The 10,605-nt window shown below is 76.2% G+C and carries 14 protein-coding genes; 1 reads left to right on the top strand and 13 read right to left on the bottom strand.

All coding sequences use genetic code 11. The annotated features are described in order from the left end of the window. Positions 1 to 36: 36 nt before the first annotated feature. Genes MRBLML1_RS05965 through MRBLML1_RS05940 form a run of 6 tightly spaced genes read right to left on the bottom strand, consistent with a single transcriptional unit; the run spans position 37 to position 6,150 of the window. Positions 37 to 1,407, bottom strand: a complete 1,371-nt coding sequence (locus tag MRBLML1_RS05965) for an FAD/NAD(P)-binding oxidoreductase (RefSeq protein ID WP_364512759.1) — start codon at positions 1,405 to 1,407, stop codon at positions 37 to 39. Beyond that, positions 1,400 to 1,648: a (2Fe-2S)-binding protein gene (locus tag MRBLML1_RS05960; RefSeq protein WP_364512757.1), complete on the bottom strand. Its 249-nt coding sequence runs from the start codon at positions 1,646 to 1,648 to the stop codon at positions 1,400 to 1,402. The genes MRBLML1_RS05965 and MRBLML1_RS05960 overlap by 8 nt, the downstream gene beginning before the upstream one ends. After that, positions 1,645 to 2,793, bottom strand: a complete 1,149-nt coding sequence (locus MRBLML1_RS05955) for an NAD(P)/FAD-dependent oxidoreductase (protein WP_364512754.1) — start codon at positions 2,791 to 2,793, stop codon at positions 1,645 to 1,647. Before MRBLML1_RS05955 ends, MRBLML1_RS05960 begins: the two co-directional genes overlap by 4 nt. Beyond that, complete coding sequence (locus MRBLML1_RS05950; RefSeq protein WP_364512752.1) at positions 2,790 to 3,791, bottom strand: proline racemase family protein; 1,002 nt, start codon at positions 3,789 to 3,791, stop codon at positions 2,790 to 2,792. The genes MRBLML1_RS05955 and MRBLML1_RS05950 overlap by 4 nt, the downstream gene beginning before the upstream one ends. Further along, entirely contained in the window at positions 3,788 to 5,197 is a 1,410-nt protein-coding gene (locus MRBLML1_RS05945) for an aldehyde dehydrogenase family protein (RefSeq protein ID WP_364512749.1), read from the bottom strand. The genes MRBLML1_RS05950 and MRBLML1_RS05945 overlap by 4 nt, the downstream gene beginning before the upstream one ends. Positions 5,198 to 5,232: 35 nt before the next feature. After that, positions 5,233 to 6,150 (bottom strand): dihydrodipicolinate synthase family protein, encoded by a 918-nt coding sequence (locus MRBLML1_RS05940; protein ID WP_364512746.1) that lies wholly within the window; start codon positions 6,148 to 6,150, stop codon positions 5,233 to 5,235. A 59-nt stretch (positions 6,151 to 6,209) separates the two neighbouring features. Between MRBLML1_RS05940 and MRBLML1_RS05935 the strand changes: the two genes are divergently transcribed. Further along, the gene (locus tag MRBLML1_RS05935; RefSeq protein ID WP_364512743.1) at positions 6,210 to 7,562 is read left to right on the top strand and encodes an aminopeptidase P family protein; all 1,353 of its coding nucleotides are present in this window, start codon (positions 6,210 to 6,212) and stop codon (positions 7,560 to 7,562) included. Here the strand turns inward: MRBLML1_RS05935 and MRBLML1_RS05930 are convergent. The 7 genes from MRBLML1_RS05930 to MRBLML1_RS05900 all read right to left on the bottom strand — a co-directional run bounded on the left by MRBLML1_RS05930 (position 7,559) and on the right by MRBLML1_RS05900 (position 10,585). Beyond that, positions 7,559 to 7,780, bottom strand: coding sequence for a hypothetical protein (locus MRBLML1_RS05930; RefSeq protein ID WP_364512740.1), 222 nt, complete (start codon positions 7,778 to 7,780; stop codon positions 7,559 to 7,561). The two genes, MRBLML1_RS05935 and MRBLML1_RS05930, sit on opposite strands and share 4 nt — an antisense overlap. Positions 7,781 to 7,789: 9 nt before the next feature. Further along, positions 7,790 to 8,644, bottom strand: coding sequence for an oxygenase MpaB family protein (locus MRBLML1_RS05925; RefSeq protein ID WP_364512737.1), 855 nt, complete (start codon positions 8,642 to 8,644; stop codon positions 7,790 to 7,792). A gap of 71 nt (positions 8,645 to 8,715) precedes the next feature. Further along, a complete protein-coding gene (locus MRBLML1_RS05920; RefSeq protein ID WP_364512734.1) occupies positions 8,716 to 8,889 on the bottom strand; it encodes a CsbD family protein in 174 nt (57 codons plus the stop codon). Between the two features lie 47 nt (positions 8,890 to 8,936). Then, complete coding sequence (locus MRBLML1_RS05915; protein WP_364512732.1) at positions 8,937 to 9,524, bottom strand: hypothetical protein; 588 nt, start codon at positions 9,522 to 9,524, stop codon at positions 8,937 to 8,939. Next, positions 9,521 to 10,048: a hypothetical protein gene (locus MRBLML1_RS05910; RefSeq protein ID WP_364512730.1), complete on the bottom strand. Its 528-nt coding sequence runs from the start codon at positions 10,046 to 10,048 to the stop codon at positions 9,521 to 9,523. The genes MRBLML1_RS05915 and MRBLML1_RS05910 overlap by 4 nt, the downstream gene beginning before the upstream one ends. Then, positions 10,045 to 10,416, bottom strand: coding sequence for a hypothetical protein (locus tag MRBLML1_RS05905; RefSeq protein ID WP_364512728.1), 372 nt, complete (start codon positions 10,414 to 10,416; stop codon positions 10,045 to 10,047). Before MRBLML1_RS05905 ends, MRBLML1_RS05910 begins: the two co-directional genes overlap by 4 nt. Beyond that, the gene (locus tag MRBLML1_RS05900; RefSeq protein WP_364512726.1) at positions 10,409 to 10,585 is read right to left on the bottom strand and encodes a DUF2273 domain-containing protein; all 177 of its coding nucleotides are present in this window, start codon (positions 10,583 to 10,585) and stop codon (positions 10,409 to 10,411) included. The genes MRBLML1_RS05905 and MRBLML1_RS05900 overlap by 8 nt, the downstream gene beginning before the upstream one ends. Positions 10,586 to 10,605: the final 20 nt, after the last annotated feature.

Below are 10,605 nucleotides of genomic sequence, written 5' to 3'. Positions count from 1 at the left end.
GCACACGAGGAGTCTAGTGGTCGTGCCATGGCACCGTCAGGGGTCCGCCAGCTCCCCCAGCGGCACGGGTACGGCGATGCTGCGCCGGCAGGTCGGGGCGAGGTCGTCCACCGTGAGCGGGCGGTCGCCGGCGGCGAGCCGGGCGGTGGCGTAGCCGCAGACCCGGCCCTGGCACCACCCCATGCCGGGCCGGGCGAGCAGCTTGAGGGTGCGGGCGTCGGCGGCACCGAGCTCGTCGCGAGCCGTGCACACGGTGGCGTAGGTGACCTCCTCGCAGCGGCACACCACGGTGTCCGGGCGCAGCCAGGTCTCCCAGGACGCCGGCACGGGGTGGGCACGGTGCATCGCTCCCGCGAACCGTCGGCCGCGGCCCACCGCCCGGCGCAGGGCGCGCACCCGGCGCTCGGCGACCGGGCGGCCGGCGTCGGCCGCCACGCTGAGCGCGGCGAGCTCGCCCTCGGCCAGCGCGAGCAGGGCGCCGCCCACCCCGGTGACCTCGCCGGCGGCGTACACGCCGGGGACGTCGGTGCGTTGCCCCGCGTCGACCTCGACCACGAGCGACTCGTCGGTGTCGACCCGCAGCCGCGCGCCGAGGGTGGTGAACAGGTCGAGCGAGGGGGTGAAGCCCCAGCCGAGCGCGACGACGTCGGCCTCCACCCGCCGAGGCGGCACGCCGGTCCGGACCCGGCCCGCGCGGTCGAGCCGGGACAGGGTGACCGCGCTGACCGCGTCGTCGCCGTGGATGGCGGTGACGGCGGTGCGGGAGTGGAACGGGATCCGGTGGCGGGCGAGCGCGGCGGCGTACCGGGCCGCCTCGACGGTCTTCGAGGGCACGGCCGCCGTGCCGGCGGGCGAGCGGGCCCACCCGGCGAGCGAGCCGGCCTCGCAGACCGCGACCACCTCGACGCCGGCCTCGGCGAGACCGGTGGCGACGGGCAGGAGGAAGGGCCCCGTCCCGGCGACGACCGCGCGACGGCCGGGGACGACCTGCCCGCCCTTGAGCAGCGCCTGGGCCCCACCCGCGGCGAGCACCCCGGGCAGGTCCCAGCCGGGGACCGGCAGCTGGCGGTCGTACCCGCCGGGCGCCAGCACCAGCGCGCGGGCCCGGACCGGCTCCCGGCGCGGGGTGAGGTGCAGCGTGGGGACCTCACCGGGCTCGACGAACCACACCTGGTGGCCGCTCACGCGGTCGAGCCGGCCCGCTGCCTCGGCCGCGCGCAGCCGGTCGCGCAGGTCGTCGTAGCGGGGGCCCGGGGAGATCGCCTCGTCGGCGTGGCGCCAGTACTGGCCGCCGGGCCGGGCGGCGCCGTCGACGAGGACCACCCGCAGGCCGTGCTCGGCCGCGGTGACGGCGGCGGCCAGGCCCGCCGGCCCGGCGCCGACCACGGCGAGGTCGGGCTCAGCCATCGGACCCTCCGCTCTCCAGCACCATCCCGTCGCGGACGGGCGTCAGGCAGGCGCGCTGGTTGGGCCGGCCGTCGACCGTGACCAGGCAGTCGAAGCACACCCCGATCCCGCAGAAGAGCCCCCGCGGGCGCCCCTCGATCCGGGTGGTGCGCCACGACCGGATGCCGGCCGCGGTGAGGGCCGCGCCGACGCTCTGGCCGGGCTCGGCCGGGAGCGCCCGGCCGTCGAAGGTCAGCCTCACGACGCCTCCGCGAACCGCTCGGGGGCGAACGGAGCCAGGTCGAGGTCCGGCACCTCGCCCGTCATCGCCTGGACCAGGAGCTTGGCGGTGCCCACCGACAGCCCGATCCCGGCACCCTCGTGGCCCGCGGCGTGCCACAGCCCGGGCGCGCGCGGGTCGGGGCCGATGACCGGCAGGTGGTCGGGGCAGTAGGGCCGGAAGCCGAGGTAGGAGCGCAGCACGGCCACGTCGGTGAGCGAGGGGTAGAGCGCCAGCGCCTTGCGGGCGAGCTCGCGCAGCACCGGGAGCGCGACCGTCCGGTCGAAGCCGACCCGCTCGCGCGAGGACCCGATCAGGATCGTGCCGGACGGGGTGCCCTCGATGACGGTCGAGGTCTGCAGGCCCTCCTCGGCGCTCTGGGTGCTGGCGACGTACTCGCCGGCGTAGACCTTGTGGAAGACGGTGGGCGGCAACGGCTCGGTGACGAGGATGAAGCCACGGCGCGGCAGGATCGGCAGGTGCACGCCGGCGAGGCCGGCGAGCTCGCCGGCCCAGGTGCCGGCGGCGTTGACGACGTGGCCGGCGGCGAGGTCGCCCCGGTCCGTGCGGACGCCGACGACCCGCTCGCCGTCGCGCAGGAAGCCGGTGACCGTCGTGCCGGTGCGCACCCGGGCACCGCGCGCCCGGGCCAGCCGCAGCAGGTGCGCGGCCATCAGCATCGGCTGGACCTGGCAGTCCTGCGGGTAGAACGCGGCGCCGGCGAGCCCGGGCCGCAGGTGCGGCTCCAGCTCGGCGACCCGGTCGGCGTCCACCACGGTCACGTCGATCCCGGCGGCGCGCTGGCGCTCGGTCAGCTCGGCCAGCCCCCGAGCACCCTGCGCCGAGGACGCGACGACGAGCCCGCCCTTCTGCTCCAGCTCCCAGAGGTGGCCGTGCTCGCCGAGCTCCTCGTGCCAGGTCCGGTGGGAGAGCAGGGCGAGGTCGAGCTCGGGTCCGGCCTCCTTGTCGGAGACCAGCAGGTTGCCCTCGCAGGCACTGGTCGTGCCGCTGACGACCTGGCCACGCTCGACGACCTCGACCCGGAGCCCGGCGAGCGTGGCGAACCACGCGGTGGCGGCGCCCAGCGCGCCGGCACCGACCACGACGACGTCGGGCGCCCGGGTCACAGCTCGAAGCCTGCCGGGAACGGGTCCCGCGGGTCGAGCTGGAACTGCGAGGTGCCGGTGACCCAGGCCCGGCCGGTGATGGTCGGGACGACGGCGTCGTAGCCGGCGACCTCGGTGCGCTCCACCAGCCGGCCCGTGAAGGAGGTGCCGATGAAGGACTCGTTGACGAAGTCGGTGTCCAGCGGCAGCTCGCCGCGCGCGTGCAGCTGCGCCATCCGGGCGCTGGTGCCGGTGCCGCAGGGCGACCGGTCGAACCAGCCGGGGTGGATGGCCATGGCGTGCCGGGAGTGCCGCGCGGTGGAGCCGGGTGCCTTCAGGTAGACGTGGTGGCACCCGTGGATGTCCTCGCGCAGCGGGTGCCGCGGCTCGTCGTGCTCGTCGATGGCCGCCATGATCGCCAGCCCCGCGTCGAGCAGCCGCTGCTTGGCGGCCAGCTCGAAGGGCAGGCCGAGCCGCTCCAGGTCGACGATCGCGTAGAAGTTGCCGCCGAAGGCCAGGTCGTAGGACACCTCGCCCAGGCCAGGGACGTCGACGACCCGGTCGAGCCCGAGGACGAAGGACGGCACGTTGCGCAGGGTCACCGCGAGCGCCCGCCCGTCGTCGACCTGCACGTCCACGACGACCAACCCGGCCGGCGTGTCCAGCCGGATGGTGGTGACCGGCTCCACGACGGGCACCAGGCCGGTCTCGACGAGGACGGTCGCGACGCCGATGGTGCCGTGGCCGCACATCGGCAGCACGCCGGACACCTCGATGAAGAGGACACCCATGTCGGCGTCGGGCCGGGTGGGTGGCTGCAGGATCGCGCCGCTCATCGCGGCGTGCCCGCGCGGCTCGCACATCAAGAAGGTGCGCAGGTCGTCGTTGTGCTCGATGAACCACTGCCGCCGCTCGGCCATCGTGGCGCCCGGGAAGACGCCGACGCCGCCGGTCACCACGCGGGTGGGCATGCCCTCGGTGTGCGAGTCGACCGCCTGGACCAGCCGGTTGCTCCTCACCGGGCGGCCCCCTCGCGCAGCTCGGCGGGCAGCAGGTGGTCGGGGAAGCCCTGCCACGCGACGGGGCGGACGAAGCGCTCGATGGCGGCCGTGCCGACCGAGGTCGTGGCCGGTGCGGTGCTGGCGGGGTAGGGCCCGCCGTGCTGCTGCGCGGCGGTCACCGAGACGCCGGTGGGCCACTGGTTCCAGAGCAGCCGCCCGGCCTTGCGGGCCAGCAGCCCGGTCAGCGCCGGCACGACCACGTCGTCGGGCTCGGCCTGGAGAGTGGCGGTGAGCTGGCCGTCGATGGCCGCGGCGACGTCGACCAGCTCGCGCTCGTCGGCGTACGTCGCGACGAGGGCGGTGGGCCCGAAGCACTCCGTGAGCAGCTGGTCGAGGTCGGCGAGCAGGGCGGCGACGGTCGTCATCAGCAGCACGGGTGCGTCGTCGGGTGCGTCGGGCGCGCCCAGCACCGCCACGCCCGGGCGGTCGGCCAACGCGGCCCGGGAGCGCCGGTGGCCCTCCGCGACCCGGTCGTTGAGCAACGGCGCCGGGCCGGGCAGCTCGGCAGCCGCCAGCCGTGCGGTGACGGCGGAGTCCGCCGGCGCGAGCAGCACACCCGGCTTGGTGCAGAACTGACCGGCGCCCAGGGTGAAGGAGCCCACGAAGCCGTCGACGATCTCCTGGGCCCTCGCCGCCGCGGCCCGCTCGGTCACGAAGACCGGGTTCACGCTGCCGAGCTCGCCGTAGAAGGGGATCGGGTCCGGCCGGGACTGGGCGAGGTCGAAGAGCGCCCGGCCCGCCGGGATCGACCCGGTGAACGCGGCGGCCCGGATGTCCGGGTGCACGAGCAGGGCGCGGGCGTCGGCCTGGTCGTGGACCAGCGCGAAGACACCGTGGGGCGCCCCGGCCGCGGCCAGCGCGCCCGCGACGACCTCGCCGACGGCCGACGACAGCTCCGGGTGACCCTCGTGGACCTTGACGACCACCGGGCAGCCGGCGGCCAGCGCGGAGGCGGTGTCCCCGCCTGCGACGCTGAAGGCGAAGGGGAAGTTGGACGCCGCGAAGACCAGCACCGGCCCCACCGGTACGACGCTGCGCCGCAGGTCCGGCCGCGGCGCGCCCATCGGCCAGTCGGGATCGGCGTGGTCGATCCGTACGCCGAGGTGGGCGCCCTCCGCCGCTGCGGCTCCGAGCAGGCGCAGCTGGAAGGTGGTGCGGGTGAGCTCACCGCGCAACCGGGCCTCGGGCAGCCGGGTCTCGGCCCGCGCGAGCGGCACCAGCCGGTCGGCCTCGGCGTCCAGGGCGTCGGCCACCGCGTCGAGCACGCGCGCGCGCTCGGAGGCCGGCACGGCCGCCCAGGCCCAGCCGGCGTCTGCCGCGGCGGCGACGAGGTCGGCCACCGTCTCGGTGTCCACGGATGTCATCGGGTCCTCCTCGCAGTCATTGTGGCCGAGACCGCTCAGCGGTAGCCCTGCGCGACCACCCGCTTGGTGTCCGCGCTGACCCGCTCCGCGATCTCCGGCGACAGCGCACGGCGCGGCGGGCGGCAGGCGCCGCCCGGACGGCCGACCACGTCCATCGACAGCTTGATCGCCTGCACGAACTCGGTCTTGGAGTCCCAGCGCAGCAACGGGTGGAGGTCGCGGTAGAGCGGCAGCGCCTCGGCGACGTCCGTGGCCGTGCCGGAGGTGGCGAGGTCGTAGAGCCGACGGCACACCTCCGGCACGGCGTTCGGGTAGCCCGCGATCCAGCCCACGGCACCGGCCAGGCCGAGCTCGAGCAGCACGTCGTCGGAGCCGATCAGCAGGTCCAGGCCGAGCGCCTGCTCGCGGATCTCGTAGGCCCGGCGGACGTCCCCGGTGAACTCCTTGACGGCGACGACGAGGCCCTCGTCGTACAGCTCGGCGAGCAGGTCGGGGGTGAGGTCGACCTTGGTGTCGTAGGGGTTGTTGTAGGCCACGACCGGCACACCGACGGCAGCGGCGGCGCGGTAGTGCTCCACGACGGTCTCGCGGTCGGCGCGGTAGGCGTTGGGGGGCAGCAGCAGCACCGACTGCGCGCCGGCCTCGCCGGCCTGCTCGATCCAGCGCACCGTCTCCTGGGAGCCGTACGCCGCGACGCCGGGCATCACGCGGAAGCCCTCGGGCGAGGCCTCGACGGCGACCTCCACGACGCGGGCGCGCTCCTCGTCGGTGAGCGTGTGGTACTCGCCGAGCGAGCCGTTGGGCGTGACCCCGTCCATGCCGTTGTCCGCCAGCCAGCGCACGTGCTCGGCAAAGGCGTCGTAGTCGACGGCGAGGTCGTCGCGGAAGGGCAGGGCGGTCGCCACGTGGATCCCGCGCCAGGGGCGGTCGGTCGTCTTCTCGAAGTCGGTCACCCGGTGATAGTATGTGACATGGTACTGAACTCGCAAGCACCTCCAGCGGAAGGACTCCGATGACCCGCACCCTGCACCACGGCCGGCCGCCCCGCCTCGCCGACGTCCCCGCGTTCCGCACCGCGATCGCCTCGGGGTGGGCCGACGCGGACGCGCCGGTGCCCGTGGTCCCCGGTGCGGCCGCCGCCGCGGCCGGGCACCGGGCCGCACTGAGCGCGCGCCTGCCCGGGCAGCGGGTCGCCCTCGCCTCCGGCTCCGCACCGCGGCGCAGCGGCGACACGTCGTACGAGTTCCGGGCCGACAGCGACGTGTTCTGGCTGACCGGGTGCGCCGCGGAGGGTGCGGTCGTGGTGCTGGAGCCGACCCCGGCGGGCCACGAGGCCACGCTCTACCTGCCCCCGCCGGCAGGCCCCGGCGAGGCCGGGTTCTTCGCCGATCCGGACCACGGCGAGCTCTGGATCGGGCCGCAGCCCGGGCTGGCGTCGTGGTCGGCCGCCCTCGACCTGGCCGTCCGCCCGCTCGCCGAGCTGACCGTCGAGCCGACCGACGGGCCGGACCTGCGGGCGGTCCTCGCCGAGCTGCGCATGGTCAAGGACGACTGGGAGGTCGCGCAGCTGCGGGCCGCCGTCGACGCCACCGTCGCGGGCTTCCACGCCGTGCTCGCCGAGGTGCCGACCGCGATGACCCACCCGCGGGGCGAGCGCTGGCTGCAGGGCACCTTCGACCGGCACGCCCGCACCCTCGGCAACGGTCCCGGCTACGCCTCCATCGTGGCGTCCGGGCCGCACGCGCCGACCCTGCACTGGACCCGGTGCGACGGGCCGATCCTGCCCGACCAGGCGCTCCTGCTGGACCTCGGCGTCGAGATCGACAGCCTCTACACCGCCGACGTGACGCGCACCGTCCCCCCGTCGGGCCGGTTCAGCCCCGTGCAGCGCGAGGTGCACGACCTGGTCGAGCGCGCCCACCGCGCCGGCCTGGCCGCCGTGCGCCCCGGCGTCTCCTTCTCCGAGTTCCACCACGCGTCGATGGAGGTGGTCGCGACCGGGCTGAGCGACTGGGGCCTGCTGCCGGTCTCCGTCGACGAGGCGCTCTCCCCTGCCGGCCAGCAGCACCGCCGCTACCTCGCCTGCGGAGTCGGCCACCACCTCGGGCTCGACGTGCACGACTGCCTCGGCCTGCCGCGCGAGGAGCACGCCGACGGCACCCTGGCACCCGGCATGGCGCTCACCGTCGAGCCGGGGCTGTACTTCCACGCCCACGACCGCACCGTCCCGCCCGAGCTGCGCGGCGTCGGCGTCCGCCTGGAGGACGACCTGCTCGTCACCGCCACCGGTAACGAGGTCCTCTCGGCGGCCCTGCCCATCGACGCGGACGGCGTCGAGCGCTGGGCGCAGGCGGCGATCGGCTAACCGAGCAGGCGCAGCACCGTCAGCAGGACCGGCACCAAGAAGGCCGCGAGCAGCACCCACGCGACCAGCCGGTGCGAGAGCTTGGAGCTGTCGAGGGCGCCGGCGAAGTCGAGCATCGCGCCGTCGGGGACGTTGCGGCTCAGGCCCATCCGCTGGGCGTCGGTCGGCAGGTGCTCGGCCGGCGTCCACGGTCGCGGCTCGTCCTCGTCCCGCTCCATGACGCGATGCTACGTCGCCGCGCGGGCCGGCGGCGGCGTCATCGCCCAACGCACCGTGTCGACCGCGGCCCCGCCGAGCACCCGGACCACCGTGCGCTCGGTGACCGGCAGCCACGGCAGCCGCAGCGGGAGCCGGGTCCAGGCGGGCATCAGCCCGACCGCGGCGGCCGCCAGCACGCCGTACGCCGGCCGGGCGAGCAGGGGCAGCGGCGGGCGCAGCAGGACGTAGGTCACCGCCTCGCGAGCCTCCGGGGTGCCGCGCAGCTCGGGCCGGTAAGAGGCGAGCACGGCCGCCAGCTCGGCCTCGGTCGTCGGCGGGTCGACGACGCCGAGGCGGCGGGCGACCTCGGCGGTCTGGGCGACGTACTCGTCGCGCCCGGCGGCGTCGAGCGGGCGGGCGCCGTAGCGCTGGTGGGCGCGCAGGAAGCTGTCGATCTCGGCGACGTGCACCCAGCGCAGCAGGTGCGGGTCGGAGGCGGCGTACGACGAGCCGTCGGGCATCTCGCCGGCGATCCGGTCGTGGATGGCGCGGACCGCGTCGACGGCCTGCTGGGCGTCGTCGGCCGTGCCGAAGGTGGTGACCGCGAGGAAGCGACTGGTGCGGGCGAGGCGGCCCCACATGTCGCCGCGGAAGCCCGAGTGCTCGGAGACCGCGCGCATCGCGGCCGGGTGCAGGCTCTGCAGCAGCAGCGCCCGGATCCCACCGACGAACATCGAGGCGTCGCCGTGCACCTGGGCGATCGGGCTCCCCGGGGCGAACCAGCGCGGCCCGGGCCGGCCGTGGATCCGGTCGCGGTGGCGCGCACCGTCGGGCCCGGCGACCCGGTGGAAGATCGCCTCGCCCAGGCGGTCGCGCACGCTCATCCCTCCAGTGTGCGCGGACGGGAAAAGCGACCGGGGCCCGGTCCGCGCGGACCGGGCCCCAGGGCGACGCCTCACTTCTTGAAGGCGTCCTTGACGTCCTCGACGCCGTCCTTGAGCGACGACTTCGCCTGGTCCGCCTTGCCCTCGGCCTCGAGCTCGTCGTTGCCGGTCACCTTGCCGGCGGCCTCCTTGGCCTTGCCCGCGAGGTCCTCGGCGGCGTTCTTGGCCTTCTCGGTGAAACCCATCTTCTTCCTCCTTCGGGTGGGACCGGGGGCAGGGCGCCCCCGGCAGATCACTGGAGCCGCACGGTCCCCCGGCGGCTGCGGCGGGGCGAGCCGGCCCGGCGCGGGGCGGCGACCCGGAACTGCACGGCCAGCGCCGCGCCGGCCAGCGCGGCACCGACCTCGGCGGCGACCTCGGCCACCGCCTCGCGGACGGCGACCAGGTCGGCGTCCTGCTGCACCCGGGCGCGGACCGTGGCGGTGGTCGCGCCGCGGTGCCGGGCGAAGTCGACGTGGGCGTGGTCGAGGGCGCCGGTGCTCTCGACCCGCTCGCTGAGCACCTCGCCCAGGGGACCGGTCGCGAGCGCGACCCGGTCCGAGCCCTCGGGGGCGGGCAGGCCGAGCCGGGTGGGCCCGCGCCGGGGCAGGTGGGCGAGCAGCCACCACAGCGCGAGCAGAGCGAGCACGGCGCCTGCACCGCCCTGGGCCCACGGCCACCAGTCGCGGTCGAGCAGGTCGCGGGCGGACCCGGTGCGCAGCACCGGCTCCAGGTCGAGCACCCGGCCCGGCTCCCAGTCGAGGAGGACCAGTCCCCCGGCGACGAGGCCGAGCCCGGCCAGCAGGACCAGGACGCGGTCGGTCACGTGACGTCCGTTCATCCCTCCTCCTCCCGGACGAGCACCCGGCTGCTCCGCAGCGCGGGCACGGCCTCGACGACGGCGTCGCGCACCGAGGCGGCCAGCGTGGGCGGCGGCTCCACCTCACGCGGTACGACGGCGAGCACCAGCCGCCGCCGCCCGGCCGAGGCGACCCGGGCCGAGAGCACGTCGCGGTGCTGCTCGGCCTCCTCGGCGGCGAGCACGCCCGCGGCCCGCGGGGTGAGCCACAGGTCCGGGTCGCCGGCCGGCAGGTGGGTGCGGCGGCGCGGGCGCAGCGCGAGGACCACCAGGACCAGCCCGGCGAGCACCACACCGGCGCCGATCGCCGTGGTGGCCTCGTCGGCCCGCAGGCCGTCGAGCTGCTCGAGCACCCACCGCACCGACGCCGACCGTTCGCGGCCACCGCTGCCGGTGGCGTCGACCACCAGGGCGGCGCCGCCGACGAGCAGCACCAGCGCGAGCAGGACGGCCGTCGTGGCAGCGGCCGGCCGGCCGCGGGGCTCGGGGATCCGCGGCGCGCTCATGCGACCCGGCCCCTGCCCGTGGCGACGACCAGCGGGTGCACCACGACCTCGAGCGTGCGCACGTCGAGGCCGGTCTGGCGGCGTACCTCCTCGCGCAGGGTGGTGCGCACCTCCTCGGCGAAGGAGGCCACCGGCCGGGGCCAGGCACAGCCCACCTCGACGTGGAGGTGCACGGCGCGGCCGACGACGCGGACGTCGGCGCGCGGCAGCTGCTGGCCGGTCAACCGGCCGACGCCCTCGCCGAGCGCGGAGGTGCGCTCGGAGCTCGCGCCCAGCCCGCGGATCGCCTGCTCGACGATCCGGGTCAGCACGCGGTGGCGCACGTCGAGCCGGCCGCGCTCCGCGGGATCGATCGCCTGCTCAGCCACGACGGTTCCTCAGCAGCTCGCCGAGGTCGACCTGCCCGTCGACGTGCGCGCCGACGAGGTAGCCGGCGGCACCGAGGACCACGCCGAGCAGCAGCCCGACCAGGCCGCCGGTGACGACGGCGATGGTGAGCAGCAGCCCGGCGATCAGGCCGAGGGTGGAGGTGGTCATCGTGCTTCCTTTCGAGAGTC

Origin of the sequence: Nocardioides sp. LML1-1-1.1 (assembly GCF_040676175.1) — a bacterium.
Classification (GTDB): Bacteria; Actinomycetota; Actinomycetes; order Propionibacteriales; family Nocardioidaceae; genus Nocardioides.
Note: the sequence above shows the minus strand (reverse complement) of the source record. Positions and strands in the feature narration are given on the sequence as shown.

Excerpts from the sequence above, each read along its gene's own strand:
- MRBLML1_RS05965 (WP_364512759.1), bottom strand. The coding sequence starts at position 1,407 with ATGGCTGAGCCCGACCTCGCCGTGGTCGGCGCCGGGCCGGCGGGCCTG.
- MRBLML1_RS05935 (WP_364512743.1), top strand. The coding sequence starts at position 6,210 with ATGACCCGCACCCTGCACCACGGCCGGCCGCCCCGCCTCGCCGACGTC.
- MRBLML1_RS05930 (WP_364512740.1), bottom strand. The coding sequence starts at position 7,780 with ATGGAGCGGGACGAGGACGAGCCGCGACCGTGGACGCCGGCCGAGCAC.
- MRBLML1_RS05915 (WP_364512732.1), bottom strand. The coding sequence starts at position 9,524 with ATGAACGGACGTCACGTGACCGACCGCGTCCTGGTCCTGCTGGCCGGG.
- MRBLML1_RS05945 (WP_364512749.1), bottom strand. The coding sequence starts at position 5,197 with ATGACATCCGTGGACACCGAGACGGTGGCCGACCTCGTCGCCGCCGCG.
- MRBLML1_RS05925 (WP_364512737.1), bottom strand. The coding sequence starts at position 8,644 with ATGAGCGTGCGCGACCGCCTGGGCGAGGCGATCTTCCACCGGGTCGCC.
- MRBLML1_RS05900 (WP_364512726.1), bottom strand. The coding sequence starts at position 10,585 with ATGACCACCTCCACCCTCGGCCTGATCGCCGGGCTGCTGCTCACCATC.
- MRBLML1_RS05910 (WP_364512730.1), bottom strand. The coding sequence starts at position 10,048 with ATGAGCGCGCCGCGGATCCCCGAGCCCCGCGGCCGGCCGGCCGCTGCC.
- MRBLML1_RS05920 (WP_364512734.1), bottom strand. The coding sequence starts at position 8,889 with ATGGGTTTCACCGAGAAGGCCAAGAACGCCGCCGAGGACCTCGCGGGC.